We start from the raw sequence: 23,238 nt of genomic DNA, 5'->3' as shown, positions 1-23,238 counted from the left end.
TCACCCCTCGTATATATAGTTATTTTCTGCCATAGCCAATCGAGGATGCTTTGAATCTTTGTTTGAGAGAACAGGTTTGTTCACGGGCCAATCGATATTAAGATCCGGATCGTTCCAGGCTATACCTCGATCATGCTCTGGCGAATAGTAGGCATCGACCTTGTATATGACCTCCGTCTCGTGAACAAGGGTACAAAAACCATGGGCAAATCCTTTGGGAACGAGAAGTTGAAGGCAATTGGCTGCGGATAAGATAAAACCTTGCCATTGTCCATAGGTAGGAGAGCCCGACCGAATATCAACGACCACATCATAGATCGCCCCGCTTACAACGCGGATCAATTTCGTCTGTCCCTCGGGAGACAGTTGGTAATGCAGTCCTCTAATAACACCCGCCTCACGTGACATCGAGTGATTGTCCTGAATAAAATGGTCGTTAATGCCGCATCCTTTAAGAACTCGATCATTGAAACTTTCCATAAAAAATCCCCGATGGTCTTGGTGAACGGCCGGTTCAATCCGTTTCACGCCTTGGAGCTTTGTATCCGTGATTTTCATCTGCTGCCTCCGGTACATGGATTAGAGAGAGCTTCACCGAAAACGTCGGTTGCCGCTCTCTCAATTATTTATATGTCTAATCCCAAATTAGGATATAGGCAATGCGCTCCCCCATGCAAAAATCCCGATCGCCGCTGCAGATCGAGATTTCGATACGATATATATGAGATCTATCCTAAGTCGATTCTTATCTTCTCTTTAACTTCTTCCAGCAGGCTCAGCACTTCTTCCAAGCGGTCCCCTTTCACGATGATCTGGCCGATTCGGTCTGTGCCGACCCTGAATTTATTTACCTTCTCGCCTATATGATAATCAAATGATATTTGAATAATATTCTCATGCTGATCATTTCCGTTCTCAAGTCCAGTAATATCCCCATCTTTATCGGAGATCAGTAATTCACACGCACAAGGCTGTGAAGAATGAGAGGGAAAAGACGGATTCATACGAAGAGCAGCCTTGATGATCTGCTCATAGTAATCGAATCCATAGAAAGTGGATACCAGTTCGGGTAAGCATGTAGCTCCTGCTCTGCCTCCGATTTCAAGAACATACACATGCCCGTCTTTCAAAATAAAATCCGCATTGATTGCGCAATGATTTAATTCCAGCGCTTCGATACTTTGTTTCAACTGGAAAAACAGATCTTGCTGCACTTCTTCGGGCAATTCATATGGGACATAATGACCGATGGGAACACCGGTATCCCCATAAAAGACGAAATCCCCGTGCGGCATGATGAATTGAATTTGGTTATCGTAGACGAATGCCTGTGCGCCGAACTCGGTTCCTTCAATGAACTCTTCAACGATGAAAAAATCCAGTTTCGTATCCTTGCGCACGGTTTCAAATGCGTATTCCACATGGGCGATATCCGAAACCTTCACAATGCCCTTGCTTGCTCCCCCGTCCACTGCCTTAAAGATAAGCGGCGGCGACAATACTTCGAAAGCGCTGTAAGCTTCCTCTAAAGTTGTGACCTTTAGAAACCGGGCTGTTCTTACGCCATGTTTCATAAAGGCCTGTTTCATCTTCCATTTATTTGAGGAGAGTTGAGCGGACTCATAACTCAATCCGCTAACTCCCAATTCATCCACGACTTTGCCAACCGACTTGACGGCCACGTCCGTACCCGTTGTACAGATTCCATGAATTCCTTCATGCCGGGCGATTTCGACAATCTCATCCATATGGGTCGTATCCTCGTAGTAAACCTTGTCTGCCTTGGCAAACCCGGGATAGTTTCCTTGGCGGCTCACAACAATGACGTACAACCCCATTCTTTTCGCAGTTTCGATTAATGGAAGCTGAGAGATTCCTGCACCTAGAACCAACAGTTTTCTCATGGCTTAAACTCCCTTATACGGGTTATGATCCGATCCATATCCTCTTCTGTGATATTCGGATGAATGGGAAGAGTTAGAATTCTTTTCCAGATCTCTGAGGATAGCGGCACGATGGCTTTTAAATGCAGGTAGCTAGGATGCAGGTGACATGGATAGTAATGAACACCCGTCGCGATATTGTGTTCCTGCAAGTGGACAATCATGCGATCTCTCGAGTTTTCTTTGCTGAATTTAACTTGGAACAAATGCCAGGAGCTATGAGCATACATTTGTTCCTGAGGAAGTTCCAGCCATTCCAAGTCATTTAATTCGGATTGGTAGTGAGCCGCTATTTCCTTTCGTCTTCCGTTCAATTGGTGCAGCTTTTTTAACTGAACGAGCCCGATGGCAGCCTGCATATCATTCATATGATATTTATACCCTACGTTATCAACGAAATACTGCCATGCATACACCTTTTCATGCGACGATCGTATCCACGTATCCCGGGAGATACCAACCCACCGCTTCTCACGCAGCTTACGATTCATCCACTCTGTATTGCAGGTGATCGCCCCGCCTTCACCACTCGTCAAATTTTTGACGGCGTGAAAACTGAAGCAGGTGATATCGCTGATGGAGCCAATCTTTTTGCCTTTATATTCCGCGCCGCACGCATGCGCAGCATCTTCCACTACCTTGATGCCTCTGGAATTCGCCAACTCATGGATCGTATCCATGTCGCAGGGATGCCCGCCCATGTGAACAACGATAATTGCCTTTGTTTTATCCGTAATCTTCCGCTTGATATCTGCCGGAGATATGTTCATCGTATCGGGTTCAATATCCGCAAAAACCGGCGTTGCTCCCACATAACTAACGGCATGGACAGTGGATATGAACGTGATGGAAGGAACGATTACCTCGTCACCGGGCCCAATCCCTAAAATGTCCATGGCTAGATGGAGCGCAGCCGTACCGGAGTTAAGAGCAACCGCAAAACGACTGCCGACATACTTGGCAAATTCTTGCTCAAACTGTTCCGTTCTAGGGCCAAGACCAAGCCATCCGGACCGTAAAACATCCGACACAGCGTCAATTTCCTCTTGACCTATACTCGGTTGAAGAACAGGTATCAGCTTATGGTCCAAGTGAACCTCCCCTTTCGTTTATCCCTCGTTATTCCGACATTAGAATTTGTGAGCGCCATCGTTCGGCGCAAGCTTCCACTGAAAAATTTGCCCATGCTACTTGTTCGGCATGGTCTGCAATGCTCTGGCGCAGTTCCGGTTGCTCTATCAGTTGGACCATAGCTTCATACCAATCATCACCAGTACTGGAAACAATCAGACCATTTTCGTTTCCGGTCACCCATTCTTCGTAAGCTGGAGAGGAAGTATAAATGCCCGGAATCCTACAGGCGGAATACTCACGGAATTTATTGTTGCTTTTGCAATCATGCAGCAGCGTTCGTTCCAACGGCGCCAACCCGATATCCCAGTTGGACCGGTAGAGACGCTTTAGAAAGTTTTTATAGTTCTCGTCGTAGGATTCCGCAAAGACCTGTGGCTTCTCTCTGAGTTCATCAGGAACATACCCGCAGAACTCCATTTTGATTTTATCCCCATATTTCTCGATGATTTTAATCAATGCACTGGTAACCGGTTCAAAAGCCGCCTGTTTTTTTCCGCCTTCATACCCGATCACAACTTTACCTTCTTCCTTGCGTTTCTTTCTCAACCCGGAGATAGCAGCGAAATCAACGCTTCCCGGAAAATAGACTAATTTCTGGGGACTAAAATGCGTATCAAGATGTTTGGCAAAAAAACCGGAAGCTACCTTTACGATTTGGGCGTTTTTCAGAAATTTAACATACGTCTTTCTTCGTGAGGAATCATGATAGTATCTTCCCATATCCGACCCCGGAGACATCGCGATAAAATGGTCGTCGATAACATACACCGTTTTTTTTCCCATCTCCCGGGCCATCTCCAGAAACTTATATGCTTCAGGCTGAACCGTTCGGAAGAAGAGCACGATATCCGCATCAACCAGCCTTGATCTGTCCATCTCATTATCGGATCTGACGTCAAATTCGCAGACTCCCATCTTCTGCAGATGGCGAAGCGGCTGCTCAATGCCGATTTTATAGGAAGCGATTTTATCCGATCCGATGATGAGAACGTTTATATCCCCTCTTTTCCCCATGTTCCCGCTCTCTCCCCCGATTTTACGTTTTGAATATAAATTTCTTCCAGTTATCGATGCATGTCTGAAGTGCAAAATGCTGCCGGGCTGCCCTTTGCGCATTCTCCTTGATTCGCTGCCGCATCGCTGGATCTTCTATCATGGCCTTGATTCCCTCATACCAATGCTCCTCGTTATGCTCGACCAGGTAGCCTGTTTCGCCCTGCTCGACCCAATGCATATAAACAGGAGACTTCGAGTATATACCCGGAATACCGCAGGCGCCGTATTCACGGAATTTGGTATTCGTTTTCCCCTTGTTAAATGAATTGTTGGCAAGCGGCGCAATCCCGATGTTCCAGTTGCTTTGATTTAATTTCTTCATAAATTCCTTGTATTCCATCCCCCCACCTTCATACTTAACGCTTGGATGTTCCGCAAGTGAAGGCGGCAGGTAGCCGAAAAATTCCAGTCTCACAAATCCCCCGTAGTAATCCAGAATTTTGTTCAGTGCGGAAATGACGGGAACGAAATCTTCCTCTTTGTCCCCTCCTGCATAACCGATGACAACTTGCTCCTGACTCTTATCTCCCCTGTCGTGCTGATCCAGCCATTCAAAATCAATGCTGGCAGGAAAATAAATGACATGTCTATTGTATCGCTCATGAATATAGGTGCCGAGATCAGGCGCATCTACTTTAATGATTTGCGTGTTTTTCAAAAACTTAATAAACGTCTCTCTTCGGATCGGATCGTTATAATATTCCCCCACTGAAGTCGTCGGCTGAATCTCCAAGAAATTATCATCAATAACATATACCGTCCTTTTTTTCAGCTGATGGGCCATCTCCAGTAATGCATAAGCGGCTGGCTCAACATTACGAACAAATACGATCGTGTTTGCGGCAGCAACCATTTCATGGGTCACATCGGTTTCCAATTTCACGTCGAATTGCAGATTCTCTTGTTTTTTCAGTGCGCTAAGGGGCTGAATAACGCCGATTTCAAGCGAAGGTATCATGCCTGCCGCGATAACGAGAACATCCATCTTTGGCAGCTCCGACTCGATAACGGCCACAGCGTTATGAGACCTTTTCTGGGCTTCCGCACGCCCTTGTGCAAAACCTTCCTCTTTTCCTCGCTGAAAACCATCCATACTCCCTATTTGATATGCGCTAAGACGAACAGGTTGGCGTTTTCCTTTTCCAACTCGCTTTCGAGGCCTTGTTTTTTTTCTTAAAGCCATCTTATCCTTCTCCTTTATAAGCTTCTTGATGACCGGCCTCCATACCCTCCGCATAACCAACGTTAAATCCTTCGTTATACGCTTTATCAAACCCCGCATCATAAGATTGGTTATAGTCGACTGCATTTTGAACCGGAGCTATTCTTCCCAGCCCCCTCCTTCTCTTTCCTCCGGAAGTTCTATTTATCCCCTTGCCTCTTAAACCTCTTCCACGGATACCTTTTCTTTTCAATCTCAGCGATACACCGCCACTTTTTCTCCGTGCTTTCATTCATCTCATCCTTTGCTCTTTATTAAATGTTATCTGCCTTAATTACCGGAGGAGAAATGATCGGAGCTTCCTCCTCATAGTTCTGAACCTCTTGCTCGTTCACTAGCAATAGCTCGTAAGAATCAAGGTGCCAAGCGGCCACTGCGAGCCGATTCATGAATCGGTGCAGTCTCTTCCCCTTGTACTGATAAACACTGCCATTCTTAAGTTTGATCAGCCTGCCTTCTTGCTCCCATGAATCCGATGAGAAATATACAGTCTTCATACGTCCAATGGCGTCCTCCGCAGAAATACCATCCCCAAGCGGCCAGCAACGCAGATCAACCTGTGAAACTCGGACTGGCTGAATTCCGCTGGCACCATGAACCGGATACCTGAACCCATTCTCTATCCAATACGTTTTCGAATTGGCGCCTCTCACGAAGATACATGTCGGATACAAATCAATGGTACGCAGCTTCATACCGCTGTTCTTGTTTTGCTGCCACTTCAGGAACAACATTTCATGGGGATCTCCCCATTTACTGGAGTAGAACGTAAGATTATTTGCATACACTTGTTCGAATTTGGAATTTAACGTCTTCATACTGACGCTGCCGTAATGATGGATAAACGTATCCTTTGCTATAACTAGCTGCATGCCAAGAAGCCGGGCACGCAGCCCATAATCGTCGTCTTCACAGTTTCCAATCTCAAAACCTTCGTCAAAAAAACCCAACCGGTTAAAGTCATCTCGCCGCATCAACATGCAAAAACCCGTCAATCGTTCTGTCACGATCCAGCTGTTCGCATTAGATTGATTGTATGATTTGGAGAATTGCTGCATCTCAGCTATATCTTGGTAGCTTACATGGATCAGTTGATCTCCGCTGATATAATTTGTCACCGGTCCTACAATTCCGAACCGTGAGTCGCTTTGCAAACAGTTGAGCAAATTCGAGAGCCAGTTGGTCGTTACTACGGAATCATTATTTAAGATCATCAACGTTGTTCCTTTTGCCATCATAAGTCCCTGATTGACAGCACCTGCAAAGCCTAAATTTTCTTCATTAATTTGAAAGCGGAGTCCTTGGGAGGATTTGAGAAATTCTGCTGTACCGTCATCAGATGCATTATCAATAATAATGAGTTCATACGGCGCATCCGTATAGTGGAGGATACTTTCAATGCATTCTTTTAAATAGTCAAGCTGATTATAGGTCGGCACAATGATACTTGTACCTTCGAAGACATTTGTGAATTGGGTTATTCCCACATGCCGTCCACGGGTGTATCCAGCCTTGTAGCCGGAATTGAATCCTTTGTTAGCTCCGTCGTTGTAACCGTTTCTTTTATGTTTGCTAATGTGGCTCATAAGGTTGATTCTCCACTGGACAAGGAATCAGCCAAATGCCCGAAATCCATAGCGACTTTCCCGAGCTCGGAAGCTATGCGCTCTGTAATCACGACAGCCGGAATGCCGGCACCCACAAGTGCGATGTCGAATGGACGACCTCGAATTTCATCCATTGTTCTGGGAATATCGTTCATTCCTTCAACGGGAGCAACCGTGCCAGTCACCTTGATTCCATGATCTAACAACACCCGTGAAAGACCAGGGGCAGAATTGCCCACAACGAGAACTCGACGTCCTGCTAGGATCCCAGGCAACAAACCTTCCAAATGTAATGCATAGTTGACTGTCGATAACGTTAGCTGTAACTTTCGATAATCAATGCCGTGAGCTCTAAACACGGAAAAGCACAGAGGTTGAAAGTTTGACAATCTTAATTTGGGAATTCCGACAATATCTGCATTTCTCACAGAGGCTGCCAGCATATCCCTTGCTTTTAGATCAGGTAAACTAACACCGGCATAGCTTAAAAAATGGCCTTCTTTTCGCACCTCATCCTCGTTCAAAACCATTTCTTGCGCAAGCGTAAGCAGTTCTCCATCCCCTAATCGGATTACAGACAGCGGGGAACTTGAATCTAAGGCTTCTTTAATCCTTTCCGCAACTTCCGCCGCGCTCATCAGACGATAATACTGAGAACTCAGTTGCTTCATCCCTTCTTCAATAACCTGGCGAACCGAAATTTCGGGGAGAACCTCGAGCTCCGGGAGAATCGAGTCCACAATCCCTTCTCCTCCATCATAGTATCCCTTAGCGTACCCCTCTCCCGAGCTTGGTTTGACCTTTGTTTCGGGTACGGAATGCTGCGACCGCATCATGGCTTCGTCATAACCGGTATCAAAGCCTTCATTAAAAGAAGCTGCAGCTTGCTCCAGCAATTTTTGGGTGCACTCGTTTTGTGCATGGACTTTTGTTCTTTGAAGAGTTAACTTCCGCTTAGGTCGCCTCTTTACCAACCTTTTTCTTTTTTTTTCCAAGTGCTGTCGTATGATAATCACCCCGTCTTACGCACAATATATTCTTTAGAATTCATTAGGAAACGGGTATAACAATCCATTTTGACCCGACAACTAGGGGAAAATAGTATGAAGCATCAAACCCAAACGTTTATGATAGGTATGATCCTTTCTTGTTCTCATCAAGCCGTTCAACGCAATTCGCTGTCTCTCTTCCTCATGACGCAAATAATAGTCGATTTTATCCATCAATTCACCATAAGAACCATAGGTCTCTATCTCCGATCCAGGGGAATATAACTGGCTCATATCATGGCGGATATCCGATAACTGAAGTGTGCCACAGCCGGATATTTCAAAAGTGCGGGGATTAACGGAAAGCGCCTGTACTTTTCTACTGTTGGCATTGATCGTATCATCATCGGATGAACGGTGCTGGTTGATCACAATTTTGGCACCATTATAATAGGTGGCCGTATCCTCTGGCGTCATCCAATCTCCGAGTTTGATCTTGTCAGACAGCTGGGCGTAATGCTGCATCCGGTCCCACCACCATCCGGAGATAACCACTTTTTTATTTTTCAGAATCGGGGCGAGATGATCCATTAACTCCACTCTGTTCCAATACGCTGTTCCAATAAAACAGATATCGGTTTGATATGAGGTGGGTACATGCTTCGGGTAAAATACATTAGGATTAACTGCAAAAGGCAAATGATAGACGTGTTCACAACCTAAATCTCGATAAAAAGATACGCAGTTTGATTCAAGCGTAAAAATGTAATCGTAACGGGGAGCGATCGATACCGTCCAGTCCGTATAGTACGGGTCGTCAGTAAACCAAATGGCCGTTTTAAATCCGCTATCCCGCAGCTCCTTGAGCGTATCAGCTTCCAAAACAACTCCGTTTAACGCTAGTACTAGATCCGGCTGAAATTTCTTAGCCAAAAGAACGATATCATCTGAAGGATTTGCAACCGAAAGACTTCGAACCAGTACCTTTAAAGCATCAGCCACCGCTTGATCAAGCGCAGGATACGGAACGCCAATGCCTGTGGTGACATAGAGAATTCGGAGATCCCGGATCGGCTCCTCTTCCTTGGGTAAAGATCGTATAACTGCATCGGAAAAACCAATCCGGTACCCCTCTCTCCGCCCCTCTGTAAAACCGTTTCTGTATCCTTCCATGTGAGCCGATTGTTCCTCTCCCTGAAGGAACAAATGATCATTCATTATTCTCATGCAGTCATGCCTCCGGACTTATTCATTCCAAATATTGAGTTCTCTACAATCGGCCACTGGCTTGGTATAAGGACTGGAAGGTTCCTGCATCCGTCCACCATCCCTCTAAAATGTCATAGGCAAGTTTCCCCTTCGACGCGTACACATTGTTAACGTCTGTTATTTCCAATTCACCTCGTGCCGATGGTTTAATGGCTCGGATCGTTTCAAACACAGTCGAATCATACATATAAATACCGGTTACACAATAATCAGATTGGGGTTCCTCCGGTTTTTCTTCAATCATTACGATGTTGTCTTTCTCCAAGACTGGAACTCCGTATCGCTTTGGATCATGAACTTTCTTCAGAAGTACACGCGCTCCATCGGCTTGTTTTTCAAAATCTTGAACATAAGTGGTTAGATGATCTTCAAACAGATTATCCCCAAGAAGTACAACGAACTTTTCGCCTGGTATTACGAACGGTTCGGCAAGGTATAAAGCTTGGGCAATCCCCCCGGCTTCTTCCTGGATTTTAAACGTGGCATTTACTCCCCACTCTTTTCCACTGCCGATCAGGTCTATATATAAACCCGCAGATTGCTTGCCGATCACAATGAGAATATCTTCAATACCCGCTTTTTTGAATTTCTCTATTCCGTGACATATCATCGGTACTTTCCCGACAGGCAGCAGATGTTTATTTATGACTTTGGTCAATGGATAAAGACGGGTGCCCGTACCTCCTGCCAGAATGACGCCTTTCATATAACCCTTCCTTTCGCAAACTATATAATTATACATAGATCGTTGGATCGACGCCCCATTTATCAATAAACTTCTGTCTGTTTATATCAACAAGATGCTTCACTTTACTCATGTCCTGCTTGGCAAAGCTGGCACTCCCATGATGAAAAACAAAGACATCGCCAGCTATCCTGAACGTATATCCCGCATTCCTGGCCCGGTGACAATAATCATCGTCCTCAAAATGACCCGGGGAATAACGTTCGTCCAGCAGTCCGATGCGGTCCATTAACTCCCGTTTAAACAGGAAGCACATTCCGACGATTCGTTCCACCTGTAGCCACTTTTTCGCATCCGGCTCATTCAGCTGGCTCGACATCTCTTCTAAACTGGTATAAGGCATATCGATCTGTTGCTTGCCGCTCGCATAGTTGGTAAGCGGTCCGACGATGCCGATATTCGTTTCGCTGTTCAAACAATTCAACATATTCTGTAACCAGTTGCGGGTGACAATGACATCATTATTCAGCAGAAGTATCGTATCGCCGGTTGCGATTTTTAATCCCTTGTTGCATGCTGCCGGAAAGCCAACGTTACTTGCCAATGAAATGAAGGTAATCCCCTCCTGACGGCAAATATCAACGGTACCGTCGGAAGAACCATTATCGACAACAATGATCTCATAGGGCTCTTTCGTATGAAGTTTAATGGAATAAATACAATCTTTTAGCAGATCCTTTCCATTGAACGTTGGAATAATGATACTTGTTTTTTGCATAGCTTCCACCTTCTAAACCTTGGTTAGCTGCCTTTGTCTAATCTGATCCGAAAAAGATAGCCGTGATCCCTTTAAATCGAATGCTGTTTTTAGAGCTTCGATATGATCTCCAATGATCAAATCGGAAACGGCATTCTGTAGTCCGACATTTCGAGCCCGGAGTCGATTTTTTGTAATAACGTCTACACTGGCCGGTGCATTTATTTTTAAACCCTTTTCAAGGGCGATGACTTGCGCTTTCGGTGGGACGGATAAATTGGCGTACCCAATGATCTGCGCTGCTTCTTTCTTGATCGCGTGAGGCACCGCCGTAAGCGAATTCGCTTCGAGGTCCGCCCTGCCCATGGATCGGTTAATAAACTCCTTAACTATGGTTACGTAGTCCCTTTTGGAAAACATCCCGATCCATGGAGAAATATCATTTAAGGCAATATCGCTACCCTGTTCAATGGCATCGATGAACGGTACGAGATGCTCGGCTAATATCGGAACATCTCCATCAAGGAACAGCAGAATATCAGAATCGGCCAACTTCGCCCCAACAGCTCTGCCAACATCGTGTCCCAACGCTTGTTTATAGTGCACAATAATCGCTTTCGATTGGTTACGGATCATTTCAAAGCTTTCATCGGTTGATCCGTTCACCACAAAAATGATCTCATGTAGTGGCAGCCGATGAAGCTGTTCCAGCAATTGTAAAATCGTATCTTTCTCGTTCATCACCAAGACAATTGCCGCTACTCTTTTGTCCGTTGGCAGGAGTACTGCATTTCCTGGATAGATTCCAGAATGCTTACGGTGTCCTTCCACAAATTTAGAGGCCGCCGCGTGGTAAATCGCCCATGGTAGCGGCCTAACTGAATGGTACCAGCGGTTCCAACTCTCATTCAATTTGATATGGGGGTCAGTATCTTCACGCTCAATATCTTCATGGACTGCTTGTTGATAACCGACAGTGTATGCTTTCTCTTTCCAATAGTCGATAACTCCGTTTGAACTCAGACGATTCTTGAACATCCGAGCCCCTAATTTATGGCGGCTGCGTTTGTTCTTAGCACTTGTTCTTTTACTTATTGGCTTCATTGCTCTACGAAATGAATATGAGGCTGGCATCATAACTCGTCTCTGCTTTCTTCGCACCATCCCATCACCACACGCTTTCTCTTTTTCGTGTGAGATCCGACCGATTTCCCCGCATGCCGGATTTAGAGATTAACCAATCTATCGCCTCCAAATGATCCCCAACGATCAAGGTTTCAAGGGGATCATTTCCTCTGGTTCTACCCCTTCTGGGGTTTCTTCTTCCCACATCCACGTAATGGACCCCTCGTACCTTCAAACCATTATAAATGGCCATTGCTTGAGCTTTCGGGGGGACAGCCAAATTGTCGATGCCAATCAGATTTACGGCTTTACGGCTCATTGCATGTGGAATCGTTGTTAAAGAAGCTCCTTTCAATTCGGGATTGGAAACCAAAATGTTTAACGTATGCTTGGCGAGGATCACGCTGTGAACGTGATGCTTGTCGGTTGGACCCAAGTACTTGTTCAAAGCTACATCCACACCTTCTTCCACAGCTTTCGTCAAAGGCGTCAAATCACTTGCTTGAATAACAATGTCTGCATCGGTAAACAGCAAGATGTCTCCTCTAGCCGATGCAGCGCCGATACTTCGTCCCACATCATGACCGAGCGGAAAGGGCAGGTGAATCACCCTCGCTCCGATGCTTTGAGCAATTTCGGCTGTACCGTCCGTTGAACCATTGGCAACAACGATAACCTCCGTGTTGGGGTGCACTTGATAGGCTTGCCGAATGACTGCCGCAATGGTCTTCGATTCGTTCATAGCAGGAATGATGACGGATACCTTCGGAAGCTCCGCATTTTTGATCGAGGACAGGGATCTTCTCCTCTTTGTTCTGTTAACGGGACTCGAAGGACTTCGTTTCTTCATGTTTCTCACCTGCCAAGTTTGGATTAAGAAGACTTCCCCCTCATTTTATGTATAGGTTTTTTTACTGTAACGGCATTCGTACCTGAGGCGAAATAAATTGGGTTGAGCTATAGACCAATAAACATACCAACTCTATCTACATTGAATAAACTAGAACATTAAAAAGAAAGAAGGTGAAGACCTATCAGAACATTCCAGGCTTTATTATTAGGAAGAAACGAGGTACCGCCTGTTCACACGATCCAAAATCCGGATGAGGAAATTCGCGGCCAGGTTCACCGATAGAAGCACATCATCAAATGGAATAACAACTTCGTTCGAGAACGATCCACGTCTTGGCAGTAGGAACGTAGGCTTTAACCTATCTGTCCTTTCAACCTCTCAAAAATGTGCATTTTATCTCATTCATCTGCCTTAACATAACTTTCTTCCATTGCATTAACTGTTACTAGATTAAGAATACAAAACCTTAATCAATTCTATATAAGGAGGTAGACGTGATGGCCATTATTTCGGTCTTCCCTTCACCTACAGGGACGCCAATTGCAACTGCGGTAGCTTCAGCTGTCGCTGGTGATGTCGTATTGGTTAATGATGGAACGTATCCAGAGCCGGCGGTGACTGTAGCGACTTCCAACGTAAAAGTTATAGCTAAAAATGAAGGTTCGGCGATACGCCAAGGACTCAACGCTGCGGCAAGTGCGTTCATTGTCACGGCAGCTACGGGGGTTGAAATTAACGGATTTAAGATTCAAAACTACACGGCCGATGCGATTGATGTTACCGCTGGTACCAATCACCGCATTATTGGCAATACCATTAACAACACGCTTGGTATTGGCATTGATTTAGCTGCCGGTACCGGTCATGTAGCGTGGAGAAACAGTGTTCAAGACGCAGGCGGCGCTGCAGGAATCAACGTAGTAAGCACCGACAGCTGGATCGTGCAGAATGTATCCTTCAGCAATACAAGTGTGGGTATTTTGTTGGCCGGCGCCAATAATGCGGCTATCGGTAATACTGTCTCGCAAAACGGCACGATCGGCATCTCGAGCACCGCAGCGAACAATCTGTTATTCGGCAACACGGTCTCGCAAAACGGAACAAGCGGAATCACCGTTGCAGCAGCAAACAACGTACTGATACGCAACAACGTGGAAAATAATACAGGGATCGGCGTTTCGATCACAACCGGGGATAACGGATATCTTGGAGCCAACGATTCCGATGGTAACACTCAAACCGGTATCGCAATTGCCACGGATTTTAACAGTGTGGAATTCAACGAGATGGAGCTCAATAAGAATTTTGGACTCCTCATTTCTGGCGATGAAAACACCGCATTCGGAAATCGGTTCACCGGTAACACTCCAACTCAAATCTCCGTAACAGGTACAGATAATAACTTGTTCTAAATTCCTTGTTTCACGTATGGCTTTTACGCTTGCTCTCCTCGTGAGGGCAAGCACTATTTTTCAACTGAGTTACCCGCAAGGGCATCCAGTAATCATTGTTGATTGGGGGTCACTAAATGAGAAGAATTCTTGTGGTCGGCTCAGAGGGAACCGCATCGTACCAAATCATTCTTCTCCCACCTCTCCGTTATCTGGAAGGACAAGGATACTGCAGTTTTAAGATCCTTCCTCATAAACAGGTAACCCGATCTATCATTTCTTCATACGATATTATTTTGTTTCTAAGAAGCATTGAGCCAGCAGCGCTCCAATGTTTAGAATGGGCACACCGTGAGGGAAAGAAGACCGTATACGTCATTGACGACCACTTTCTCGCGATCCCTCAAACCACTCGTCTTGGCCAGATATACGCAAAACCCGCTTATAAAAAAACCTATACTTACTTTCTAAGAAATGTACACATGGTCAAAGTAGAATCACCCGTCTTTCGCGAAGTGATTAAGAAGCAATTCACTCCTAAAGTGATCTATTTTCCAGGGAGTATCGATCTTTCATTTACAAAATTGTCCAGAGGTCCGAGAAAGGAAGATCGACTCGTGATCGGATACGAAGGTGCAAAAAAAGAGAGTTCTTTCCGACCCGTTATTCCCGCGTTGAAGCGTATACTTAAGGAATACGGAGATTTTGTCAGACTGGAGTTCTATGGGTACTGTCCTGAAGAATTGAAGGGTCATCCTAATGTCTCGCATTGTAAACATAATGAAAATTACAGCCAGTTCATGCAGCGGCTGTATCGGGCCAATTGGGATATCGGTCTTGCACCCATGGATGATGATCTGTTCTACCACTGCAAAAGTAATGTGAAATTCCGCGACTACGCATCCTGCCGCATTCCCGGCATTTATTCATTATCCCCCATATACCGTGATTGGGTATTCCACAAAAAAACGGGTTATTTTGTTCCTCAAACAGAGCAAGGTTGGTACGTCGGGATTCGAGAAATGATCGAAAATCCCAAACTTCGGAAAAAAATTTCACAAAAGGCCGCAAAGGCCGTGACCAAGAACTTTACGGTCAAACAGAATGCGGAAAATTGGAGGGCTCTTTTTCAAGGCCTGCTCGACGTACCATAGAACCTCTAATAGATTAGATGATGATCTTGTCCTATGATCTCGATGGAGAGGTGATGGCATGCCTACAATTCAAGATGCAATGTTGGTTCTTAACCAGTATTATGATATCAAAAAGCCGAAAATCGAATGGATTCAGAACGAGCCGGATAAAGCGGTGTGGAAGGTAATCAATAACAACGAAACCTATATCCTTAAGTCGGACTATAGATCAAGTAAAACGTTCACCCCTTCAATCACTCTACAATACGCGCTATCCCAACAGGGGTTAAAGGTTCCTGAGGTAATCGCCACGAATCAACGGAAACTATGTACGAAACAAGGTGAGCATCGTTATTATTTGTCTAAATATATCTCCGGCGGTCCTGCATCGATAATTGACCGCGTAAGGGTAATCGGAGATTTTCATCAACACGCCAGGTTTCCAAGTTCACTCACACCCAAACAAAATCCGGACGACTTGAAGGTCGGAATAAACAGGTGGATATCTGAATATCAACTAAAATTAAAAGAATTGTTGAAATGGAAAGGTCAGTACTCCTTGAAGCATATTCAACCATGTATACAATTAGCTGAGAAATGTATAAGAGTTTCTTCCCGGAGAGCGCCCCTCCTCGCTGACCATCTCAAAGCCGTGAGCAAAAGAAGATGGGTCGTACATGGGGATCTAACCCATCTAAACGCAATAAAAACAACATCAGGAGATATATGGATTATTGACCTGGAGCATTCAAGAATTGACTCTCCCATCAAGGATATCCGTTATTTATTACCGAGGATTGTGTTGTCTTCATATAATAAAGAGTATTTTGCGAGATTTCCTGAAGGGAAGTCCTTTGAAGAACTCTACTATATAGACGCGATTTTTCCTTACAGCCTCTACTACTACCTCGGCGGATCGATCAGGCAAATGAAACTCCCCCTGAAGAGTTCCCGGGTACAGGAGATTGTATTAGACGAACTGAAGAAGGATGATATCGTAAGCAGGCATTTGGGTGGCGTTAAATAAAACATTTTTCCTTCCACCACACTAACCACCGCCATTTTTAAAGACATGACGAAGGGGCCGTTGTACGATAACAGCCCCTAAGATACATATTAGCGTTTCAATCTTTTCATAATCGGCTTATTGTGATGCTTGCTCCAATTAAAAAATTCATTATTACGGATATTACCATTGATCGCGGTAAATGGAACGTTATTCTTCCAGGCAACATAATTAAAGCTGATTTGGTCTCTTTTACTATAACTTATGATTTGTCTCCACCATGTGGTCATTGCCCCCGTAACGATAGGATCATTATGGCGTCTTAGGATCACGCCGGACTCAATTAGTCCGTTATCCCTCGGATATCCCGCATTCTTATACAAGGCTACTTGTTTTAATATGACTTCTTTGTTATCCTTCCCCAAGGCAATACAAGCTTCAGCTTCTTTATAAATACAATTCCGATGTGAATGTTTGTAGAACACGAGCGGTGAGGCGCTATATTTTTCAATAAACCGATCGATATCTCCGACAATTCGGATATTCCCGTCAACCCAAACACTGTGTTTGTAGGTCGGGAATAATAAATGTGGCATAACTTTTACCCATCTAGCTTGACGCGCCGTATCAGCGAATATTTTATCTAACTTAATCATTTTCCAGGTTCCGGACTTTAATTTCGGATTATCCGTGAAACAATAGTAATCACAATGCTTGCTCGTTTGTAAAGGATCCTGTAGCTTATCGTAATTACCGGTTATCGCTGTGTATATTACGTTTTTTCGTTGATTACTTGTGATGATTTGTCGTCTGCAAGCTAATAGCCATTTTAATTTTGCCCTTGTTTCTTTGAGCAATCGATGATCGACCATTTTTTGTATCGATTGCTTAATCCTTTCCACGCCGTGTTTGCGAATGAGGGCAGCTTTCCCATTCTGTGCTAATCGCTTCCTTCTATTCTTTCCAAAGCTTGCCGACTTTTGATGATAAATATAACAATGAGTGGCAACCTTTAATTTAAAGTTGGCCGCACGGGCACGAAGACAATAATCATCTTCTTCCCCGTAACCTATCGGAAAGTTCTTTTCATCGAAATACCCGATTTTGTCTATGACTTCCTTCTTGATCATTAAACAGAAGCCGTTCAAAAACATGACTCTCGGAAAATTCTTATCGGAGGATTGATAGACAAGCTCGGCCATTTGTTCGATCGTCAAGTTGGGCTCCAATCCATTACGGTTCCAGTCCCGATGGGGAATGGATTGCCAACTGGCTGCATTAGACAGCGGACCGACGATACCGATCCTGTGATCGGATTCCATGGTTTCCGTCAGCCTTTCCAACCACTGACTGGTTACGATCGTGTCGCTGTTGAGAAGGATGCAGTATCGCGATGTTGACTGCTTTAACCCTTCATTCGCAGAAGCCGTATAGCCTTGCGGTTTATCGTGTCTAATTAATTTATAGTGAAATCTCCGTGTATGCTGCTCCAAATATTGCTTTGTGGTTTGATCGCTTCCATCATCTATGATAATTACATTCATTTTTTGTGTCGTATTATTTTGAATGGAGTTCAAACATTGTTTTACCGCATTCAAACCGTTATGCACACAAATGACAACATCAATCAATCCCTTCCCTCCCTTCCCCGTTATCTTTGATCGACACAACCGGGGATAAACTTTTCTCCAATCGCTTATGTCCGCCGAGCAATACGATGTTTCCTTTAATCGACCGAGTCACATTTTTCGTGTCATACAGCAAAGCGGCATGCTCAGCAATAAACTGGTAATCGATCGTACTATGATCGGTCGTAATAACGACCAGGTCGGCGGAGGCAATCAGATCCGGCAAAAGTTCTATGGAGGATATCCTGTGGCCATTGTCTATAAACCATGGAATGAGCGGGTCATAATAGGTTACAGCAGCCCCCTTCTGCTGTAGAAGCCTGAACACTTCGAGTGCAGGCGATTCCCGCATATCGTTGACATCCTTTTTATAAGCCATCCCAATGCATATAATATTTGAGTTTTTTAGCGGCTTTTCATTGTCATTGAGTATGTCCGTAATCTGCGATATGACATATCGGGGCATATTGCTGTTGATATCGCTGGTCAATTCAATAAATTTGTTATAGAAGCCGAACTTTTTAGCTCTCCATGACAGATAGGTCGGATCGATCGGGATGCAGTGGCCGCCGATCCCCGGCCCTGGAAAAAAGGGGATGTAACCAAACGGCTTGGTCGAAGCAGCGTCGATCACTTCCCAGATGTTAATCCCCATTCGATCACACATGAGCGTCAGCTCGTTCACAAGCGCAATGTTAACACTTCGAAACGTGTTCTCGAGCAACTTAACCATTTCGGCCGCGGCCGTTGAGCTTACTGGTATCACGTTATCCAAAAAAGAACGGTAAAATTGAAGGCCGAGATGGGTACATTCCTCCGTGATTCCACCTAAGATTTTAGGTGTGTTTTTTACATTGAATTTACGGTTTCCAGGGTCCACTCTTTCCGGAGAATAACATACAAAAACATCCTTACCCGCTTCCCATTCCGTATTGGCTTCAATCACATTCTTAATTAATTCTTCGGTCGTTCCGGGATAGGTGGTGCTTTCCAAAATAATGAGCGTATCTCTCGAAGCATACCGGATGATGGAATCAACCGCTGACCGAATCATGGAAACGTCAGGGTCTTTGTTGATGTTAAGCGGAGTGGGCAAGCAAATAACGATGATATCTGCCTCAGCCAGCACTGAAAACTCATGAATGGCATACAGGCGCTGATGGATCAAAGAATCGATATCTTCATCCTTTATATCCGTAACATACGATTTTCCGCGTTGTAGCTGTTCCGTTTTATTCTTATCGATGTCAATTCCGTACACCCTGTAATTGGCTCTTGCCGCCTCCACTGCCACAGATAGTCCGACGTAACCAAGACCGATCACGGCCACCGTTGCCGTCTTGGTTTCTATTTTATGCAAGATTTCGCTCATCCTGGTTGTCCATCCTTTCTTGAAGAGTAAGTCATTGTTCAACAAACACCCATGATGAAATTACCGGGCCATCATAAATTTCCTTCTCCTGATAAAATATGAAATACGCCTGAGAGAAGCAACGGCGAATTCACCAGACATATTACCCATGTCATTCTTTTCGTTTGATATATACAGAAAAGACAGCGAGTTGTTTCGCTGTCGTCAGTAAACAAGTCATATTTTCTTTCATTCCGTAAAGTATGTTAATTATTCTTCCGGATTCTCCCTCAGCAGACGCTCCGCCAATATGGCAGGCTTCTCTAATCTTTGTTGAATCATGGGCCAGTTCTCCTTCGTAGCCGTATGAATAACCATGTCATAGGAAACGCCTCTAATGGTAAGGCCATTACGTTCAATGCCGGTCCGGGGCAAACCGCAGTTATCATGAAAAGAAACGACACTCGCATTATCAATAACCGTATTGGAGAACACACTGGACAAACCCAGAATATCAAACGCAACGTGAAAAATAAGCCATACGCTGGCAGGAGCGGCAGGGATCGAATCGGAAATAATCCATCTTCCCCAATTCCCGGCTTGACCATCAATATCATAGATCGCTATGGTTCCGATAGGTACGCCCGAGAGAAGCTCAATGCAGAAGTAATAGTCGCCTTCTCTGTGAAAATATTGTTTCAACCATGATTCATGAGTAGAATAACGAGAGTCGATTTCTCCAATATACCTGGATAAATCAGGGGATCTTCTTAGTTTAAAAATAAAATCAGCGTCGTCCATCGTAATGGGTCTTAATCGAATCCCGAAGCGTTCAACTTTGATGTTGTGCTTCACGACTTCACCTCAATGATCTTGGCGATGTCATCCAAGCTTTGAATTCCCGCTACTTCCCTAATGGAGAAGCGAACATCAAATTGTTCTTCAAGACGAAGAATGAGTTCCATATGTTTTAAAGAATCCCAATTCGCCAGCTCTTCCCGCTTTGGATTATCATGAGGCGGTAATGCAGTGTTTAATACCTCGGATAAGATCGACCCGATTTGTTTGCGTAATTCTGTAGTCATCGATTTACCTCCACTCTAGCAGGATGACTTCCGCAAGCAGCTTTTACACGTGCATAGAGATCTTTAAGCGCCAGTTGTTCAGGCGAGCCCGTAACAAAACGCTTTATCCAGTCCAAGGCGGGAGCATTTCGCGGCCCCTGAGCCATTTCGATATGGATACGCTGCACCCCTCGATCCATTAATTTCTCCAAGATCCAGGCAAAGGCTACCGTTTCAATCTCACGGCCAAGCGCCCTGCAGCTAAAAAGCGTTTCGATTAAATGCGCTTGCTCACCATCCAACCGGCATATAAAAGCGCCGATAATTCCACTGTCTGACAGTATATCCGATAGGCCAACCGTAATCGTAACGTATTTCGAGGCGTCCATAACGTCATTCGCCTCCACTTCTGTCATCCGCCTTAATGCCAGGTTAAACTGATTCGTTTTATGACTTAATTCATGCAGCCGCGTGACATGGGAAGCTTCGTTTTCATAGATGGTTACAACCATGTTCAAGCTGTCTAAATAGGAACGATAGTCCGATGCTGATTGTCTAATCTTCTCCCTTGTCTGATTGGCCTGAATATCGGTTGTTCTGGATACGGCCATGTTATCCTGGTGAAGTTGATATAATCCGGGAAAATGACATAATCCAAACATCGTTTCTTCACCGTTTTGCTTTGCTCGAAGAAGACGAACCTCTGGCAGAACAGCTGCCATCTTCACCAACTCTGCCGGATTGTCATCCACAAACACGAAAGCAGACGGGTCGATATTCAGTATTCGAGCCAAGCGATTCAGATTTTCTGCTTTTGTCTGCCAATTCGCGCAGACAGCGGCAAAATCGTCCCATCTCAGCGGGAAATCGCTCCGGGTATCAAACAGAGCCTTAACATCTTCTTCTTCATTACGGCTGCATAACGTGAGCAGCACTCCTGATTGTTTCAGTTTGAGTAGAAGCTTTTGCAACCGATGATGACCTTCCGTTAACGTTACCCCTTCAGCCCCTTCCTCTCCCAATACCCCGTTATAAAGCGTATCATCAAGATCAAGAGCAATCGCTTTAAGTCTCGGAACACAGGAAGCAGGTAGGAGATGTACACCAAGGTGACGGGAGATAATTATCGTTGCCTGATTGGAAAATGGATAGTTGCTGATTTCCTCGTTCCGATAATCATAGAAGGACCCGGTACCCTCATGGGCCAATTCGGCTAAATCGATCAGAACACATCCGGTGTTGTTCTCAACGGACTCCAACAAATACGAATTTAACTTTCGGAACCATCCACGGTCACTGGCCCGGAAGCTAAGCACCCTATTTGCGTCTTCCAGGGATTCCGGCCAGTTATTTATCCAGATCGGTTTATCCGTTACCATACGCAGTTTAACGATCCGTTCATTCAGCCAATGTGCAGCTTCCTGTGCGCTCATGGAGCTGGCGTAGATCCGCCAATCTAACCAGATGATATATACATCCGCTTGAGTTCCCCCTCCAATACCCGACAGAGCGCTATCATAATCAGAGTAATCAAAACAGACATCAGCCTCCCATAATCCGCAAAATGGAGGCATCAAATTGGCAACAAACTCAAAGGGCATCGTTCTGTCGACTCGTATTCGGAAGGTTCGATTGCACGGGAGCTTAGGGCTTCCTACAATCCGAGCTCTGGAGGGAAGGGAGCACAGCAGAGAATCCGCTAAATCTAGATAGGTTAACACATGATTCATTCCTATACCTCCCTCCTGTTGTTAGAGCATTGACCTGCCCATTCTTCCAATGATTCTGATACTCCTAGATCCTATCCTGCTAAAATCATTGGCATTAATATAACCCGAGCTCCTTGCCCCACACATTGATTCTCTCTAAATAATGATCCAATAAATAAACCGACTTCAGGTCTTCCACTCCCCAAATAAGCTGCTGGAGCAAGCTGCGTTCCAAAACGCGCTGCAAATAAGCCATTTTGTATAACGTAACCGGGTCCGTATCGAACCGGATTCCATATTTGAGCATTTCTGCGGCATACAAAGGCGCACAGCGCTCAATCACGGCATTTTCGTCACCTCTCCAGTCCTTTCGGTATGCAAAAAACACACCCATTAAATTAAACATATCGAACCAGCATGGTGAGAAACGTGCTCCTTCCCAATCGATAAATTTAATATTCCAGGTCTCTTCAGCTACATTGTGGCAGCCGATATTCGGAGTTTGAAGATCATTGTGAATGATACTTTTACCGGCCTGGAGAAGTTCGGGAAAATAAATAGGTCCCTTTTGTAACATGGTACGGACATTAGCGTAGCTAGACTCCAGTCTCTGCTTTAATTCAGGACGTTCCATTGCCTTATCCAGATATTCCATCGTTTTTTGATGGTTCTTCCGGCGTTCTTGCGTTGTGGTTTCGGAGTCGTAAAGCGGAAGCCATTCCTCGAATGTTTCCCAATGATTATAAAAATTGTCGTTATAGGTTAGTGCATGAAGCTTCGCCAACGAAGGGATAATCCGGTCGAAATAATCGGGTGTAAAGATAACCTGACCCTTTACTTGAGGGACGAACTCCATGAATACCCATACGTCCTCACCATTCATACCTTCCACGATCAAATATATGGTAGGTATCAAATCCGGTAGAATACTGGTTGCTTTCCGGTACATGTTTAACTCGATTAATTTCTGTTCGTTCACAGGTGCTTTGAATATCTTTAAAATCATCGGATAATTTTGTCCGTTTGCCGTAATTTCGAGTTTCCAGATTGCACTCTTGAATGTTTCTTTCAAACATTCCATATTTCTGTCGTTTAAAACAACAGAAGATCCGAAATGGCTTGCCATCTGGTCAGCACATCGAAGCTCTCGCCATTTCAGACTGATATCATTAAGAGGTGGGTTTACCAATAAGGCTTGTGCATCCTCAAGCCCTTTATTATATCCATCTTCTTTTCCCTTTCTAAATCCATCCGTACGACCTTGCTCGAATCCTTCCGAACTACCCATTTTTGTCATATCCGCGTTCCTCCACTCC

Annotated in this window: 22 protein-coding genes; 3 read left to right on the top strand and 19 right to left on the bottom strand. The window is 44.8% G+C overall.

Features of this window, described 5'->3' with window-relative positions:
- The 13 genes from rfbC to ABEW73_RS16065 all read right to left on the bottom strand — a co-directional run bounded on the left by rfbC (window position 1) and on the right by ABEW73_RS16065 (window position 12,637).
- On the bottom strand, window positions 1-558 hold the full coding sequence (gene rfbC / locus ABEW73_RS16125) for a dTDP-4-dehydrorhamnose 3,5-epimerase (RefSeq protein WP_430169772.1): 558 nt from the start codon (window positions 556-558) through the stop codon (window positions 1-3).
- A 170-nt stretch (window positions 559-728) separates the two neighbouring features.
- Window positions 729-1,904, bottom strand: a complete 1,176-nt coding sequence (locus ABEW73_RS16120; protein WP_430169774.1) for an ATP-grasp domain-containing protein — start codon at window positions 1,902-1,904, stop codon at window positions 729-731.
- A complete protein-coding gene (locus ABEW73_RS16115; RefSeq protein WP_430169776.1) occupies window positions 1,901-3,034 on the bottom strand; it encodes a DegT/DnrJ/EryC1/StrS family aminotransferase in 1,134 nt (377 codons plus the stop codon). Before ABEW73_RS16115 ends, ABEW73_RS16120 begins: the two co-directional genes overlap by 4 nt.
- 28 nt (window positions 3,035-3,062) lie before the next feature.
- Window positions 3,063-4,091 carry a glycosyltransferase family 1 protein gene (locus ABEW73_RS16110; RefSeq protein ID WP_430169777.1) on the bottom strand — a complete coding sequence of 343 codons (1,029 nt, stop codon included), beginning with the start codon at window positions 4,089-4,091 and terminating at the stop codon, window positions 3,063-3,065.
- 22 nt (window positions 4,092-4,113) lie between these two features.
- On the bottom strand, window positions 4,114-5,316 hold the full coding sequence (locus ABEW73_RS16105; RefSeq protein ID WP_430169779.1) for a glycosyltransferase: 1,203 nt from the start codon (window positions 5,314-5,316) through the stop codon (window positions 4,114-4,116).
- Window position 5,317: 1 nt separating this feature from the next.
- Window positions 5,318-5,587 carry a hypothetical protein gene (locus tag ABEW73_RS16100; protein ID WP_430169780.1) on the bottom strand — a complete coding sequence of 90 codons (270 nt, stop codon included), beginning with the start codon at window positions 5,585-5,587 and terminating at the stop codon, window positions 5,318-5,320.
- Window positions 5,588-5,609: 22 nt separating this feature from the next.
- Window positions 5,610-6,941 (bottom strand): glycosyltransferase family 2 protein, encoded by a 1,332-nt coding sequence (locus ABEW73_RS16095; protein WP_430169782.1) that lies wholly within the window; start codon window positions 6,939-6,941, stop codon window positions 5,610-5,612.
- On the bottom strand, window positions 6,938-7,858 hold the full coding sequence (locus tag ABEW73_RS16090) for a GT-D fold domain-containing glycosyltransferase (protein WP_430169784.1): 921 nt from the start codon (window positions 7,856-7,858) through the stop codon (window positions 6,938-6,940). Before ABEW73_RS16090 ends, ABEW73_RS16095 begins: the two co-directional genes overlap by 4 nt.
- A gap of 192 nt (window positions 7,859-8,050) precedes the next feature.
- Window positions 8,051-9,178 (bottom strand): CgeB family protein, encoded by a 1,128-nt coding sequence (locus tag ABEW73_RS16085; RefSeq protein WP_430169786.1) that lies wholly within the window; start codon window positions 9,176-9,178, stop codon window positions 8,051-8,053.
- Between the two features lie 43 nt (window positions 9,179-9,221).
- Window positions 9,222-9,926 (bottom strand): sugar phosphate nucleotidyltransferase, encoded by a 705-nt coding sequence (locus ABEW73_RS16080; RefSeq protein ID WP_430111369.1) that lies wholly within the window; start codon window positions 9,924-9,926, stop codon window positions 9,222-9,224.
- Between the two features lie 28 nt (window positions 9,927-9,954).
- Window positions 9,955-10,683: a glycosyltransferase family 2 protein gene (locus ABEW73_RS16075; RefSeq protein WP_076323059.1), complete on the bottom strand. Its 729-nt coding sequence runs from the start codon at window positions 10,681-10,683 to the stop codon at window positions 9,955-9,957.
- A 12-nt stretch (window positions 10,684-10,695) separates the two neighbouring features.
- On the bottom strand, window positions 10,696-11,799 hold the full coding sequence (locus tag ABEW73_RS16070; protein ID WP_430169788.1) for a glycosyltransferase family A protein: 1,104 nt from the start codon (window positions 11,797-11,799) through the stop codon (window positions 10,696-10,698).
- Between the two features lie 31 nt (window positions 11,800-11,830).
- Entirely contained in the window at window positions 11,831-12,637 is an 807-nt protein-coding gene (locus ABEW73_RS16065) for a glycosyltransferase family 2 protein (protein ID WP_430169790.1), read from the bottom strand.
- 500 nt (window positions 12,638-13,137) lie between these two features.
- Between ABEW73_RS16065 and ABEW73_RS16060 the strand changes: the two genes are divergently transcribed.
- The 3 genes from ABEW73_RS16060 to ABEW73_RS16050 all read left to right on the top strand — a co-directional run bounded on the left by ABEW73_RS16060 (window position 13,138) and on the right by ABEW73_RS16050 (window position 16,191).
- Window positions 13,138-14,052: a right-handed parallel beta-helix repeat-containing protein gene (locus ABEW73_RS16060; protein ID WP_339271352.1), complete on the top strand. Its 915-nt coding sequence runs from the start codon at window positions 13,138-13,140 to the stop codon at window positions 14,050-14,052.
- A 116-nt stretch (window positions 14,053-14,168) separates the two neighbouring features.
- Window positions 14,169-15,185, top strand: coding sequence for a hypothetical protein (locus ABEW73_RS16055; protein WP_430169792.1), 1,017 nt, complete (start codon window positions 14,169-14,171; stop codon window positions 15,183-15,185).
- Window positions 15,186-15,243: 58 nt separating this feature from the next.
- On the top strand, window positions 15,244-16,191 hold the full coding sequence (locus ABEW73_RS16050; RefSeq protein WP_430169794.1) for a phosphotransferase: 948 nt from the start codon (window positions 15,244-15,246) through the stop codon (window positions 16,189-16,191).
- An 89-nt stretch (window positions 16,192-16,280) separates the two neighbouring features.
- Here ABEW73_RS16050 and ABEW73_RS16045 read toward each other — a convergent pair whose 3' ends face one another.
- The 6 genes from ABEW73_RS16045 to ABEW73_RS16020 form a co-directional block, all read right to left on the bottom strand.
- The gene (locus ABEW73_RS16045) at window positions 16,281-17,801 is read right to left on the bottom strand and encodes a glycosyltransferase (RefSeq protein WP_430169796.1); all 1,521 of its coding nucleotides are present in this window, start codon (window positions 17,799-17,801) and stop codon (window positions 16,281-16,283) included.
- On the bottom strand, window positions 17,794-19,170 hold the full coding sequence (locus ABEW73_RS16040; RefSeq protein WP_430169798.1) for a nucleotide sugar dehydrogenase: 1,377 nt from the start codon (window positions 19,168-19,170) through the stop codon (window positions 17,794-17,796). Before ABEW73_RS16040 ends, ABEW73_RS16045 begins: the two co-directional genes overlap by 8 nt.
- A 249-nt stretch (window positions 19,171-19,419) precedes the next feature.
- Window positions 19,420-20,004: a GNAT family N-acetyltransferase gene (locus ABEW73_RS16035; protein WP_076323052.1), complete on the bottom strand. Its 585-nt coding sequence runs from the start codon at window positions 20,002-20,004 to the stop codon at window positions 19,420-19,422.
- Entirely contained in the window at window positions 20,001-20,234 is a 234-nt protein-coding gene (locus tag ABEW73_RS16030; RefSeq protein WP_076323051.1) for an acyl carrier protein, read from the bottom strand. Before ABEW73_RS16030 ends, ABEW73_RS16035 begins: the two co-directional genes overlap by 4 nt.
- Window positions 20,231-21,943 (bottom strand): HAD-IIIC family phosphatase, encoded by a 1,713-nt coding sequence (locus tag ABEW73_RS16025; RefSeq protein WP_430169800.1) that lies wholly within the window; start codon window positions 21,941-21,943, stop codon window positions 20,231-20,233. Before ABEW73_RS16025 ends, ABEW73_RS16030 begins: the two co-directional genes overlap by 4 nt.
- A gap of 94 nt (window positions 21,944-22,037) precedes the next feature.
- Window positions 22,038-23,219, bottom strand: a complete 1,182-nt coding sequence (locus ABEW73_RS16020) for a phosphotransferase (RefSeq protein WP_430169802.1) — start codon at window positions 23,217-23,219, stop codon at window positions 22,038-22,040.
- Window positions 23,220-23,238: the final 19 nt, after the last annotated feature.

Source organism: Paenibacillus lautus (assembly GCF_050482385.1).
Taxonomy (GTDB): domain Bacteria; phylum Bacillota; class Bacilli; order Paenibacillales; family Paenibacillaceae; genus Paenibacillus_AQ; species Paenibacillus_AQ lautus_B.
Note: the sequence above shows the minus strand (reverse complement) of the source record. Positions and strands in the feature narration are given on the sequence as shown.

Bases quoted from the DNA above. Each gene is read 5' to 3' on its own strand.
- ABEW73_RS16030 (WP_076323051.1), bottom strand. From the start codon at position 20,234: ATGACTACAGAATTACGCAAACAAATCGGGTCGATCTTATCCGAGGTA.
- ABEW73_RS16105 (WP_430169779.1), bottom strand. From the start codon at position 5,316: ATGGCTTTAAGAAAAAAAACAAGGCCTCGAAAGCGAGTTGGAAAAGGA.
- ABEW73_RS16020 (WP_430169802.1), bottom strand. From the start codon at position 23,219: ATGACAAAAATGGGTAGTTCGGAAGGATTCGAGCAAGGTCGTACGGAT.
- ABEW73_RS16075 (WP_076323059.1), bottom strand. From the start codon at position 10,683: ATGCAAAAAACAAGTATCATTATTCCAACGTTCAATGGAAAGGATCTG.
- ABEW73_RS16095 (WP_430169782.1), bottom strand. From the start codon at position 6,941: ATGAGCCACATTAGCAAACATAAAAGAAACGGTTACAACGACGGAGCT.
- ABEW73_RS16120 (WP_430169774.1), bottom strand. From the start codon at position 1,904: ATGAGAAAACTGTTGGTTCTAGGTGCAGGAATCTCTCAGCTTCCATTA.
- ABEW73_RS16060 (WP_339271352.1), top strand. From the start codon at position 13,138: ATGGCCATTATTTCGGTCTTCCCTTCACCTACAGGGACGCCAATTGCA.
- ABEW73_RS16110 (WP_430169777.1), bottom strand. From the start codon at position 4,091: ATGGGGAAAAGAGGGGATATAAACGTTCTCATCATCGGATCGGATAAA.
- ABEW73_RS16100 (WP_430169780.1), bottom strand. From the start codon at position 5,587: ATGAAAGCACGGAGAAAAAGTGGCGGTGTATCGCTGAGATTGAAAAGA.
- ABEW73_RS16055 (WP_430169792.1), top strand. From the start codon at position 14,169: ATGAGAAGAATTCTTGTGGTCGGCTCAGAGGGAACCGCATCGTACCAA.
- ABEW73_RS16085 (WP_430169786.1), bottom strand. From the start codon at position 9,178: ATGAGAATAATGAATGATCATTTGTTCCTTCAGGGAGAGGAACAATCG.
- rfbC (WP_430169772.1), bottom strand. From the start codon at position 558: ATGAAAATCACGGATACAAAGCTCCAAGGCGTGAAACGGATTGAACCG.
- ABEW73_RS16080 (WP_430111369.1), bottom strand. From the start codon at position 9,926: ATGAAAGGCGTCATTCTGGCAGGAGGTACGGGCACCCGTCTTTATCCA.
- ABEW73_RS16070 (WP_430169788.1), bottom strand. From the start codon at position 11,799: ATGATGCCAGCCTCATATTCATTTCGTAGAGCAATGAAGCCAATAAGT.
- ABEW73_RS16065 (WP_430169790.1), bottom strand. From the start codon at position 12,637: ATGAAGAAACGAAGTCCTTCGAGTCCCGTTAACAGAACAAAGAGGAGA.
- ABEW73_RS16040 (WP_430169798.1), bottom strand. From the start codon at position 19,170: ATGAGCGAAATCTTGCATAAAATAGAAACCAAGACGGCAACGGTGGCC.
- ABEW73_RS16050 (WP_430169794.1), top strand. From the start codon at position 15,244: ATGCCTACAATTCAAGATGCAATGTTGGTTCTTAACCAGTATTATGAT.
- ABEW73_RS16025 (WP_430169800.1), bottom strand. From the start codon at position 21,943: ATGAATCATGTGTTAACCTATCTAGATTTAGCGGATTCTCTGCTGTGC.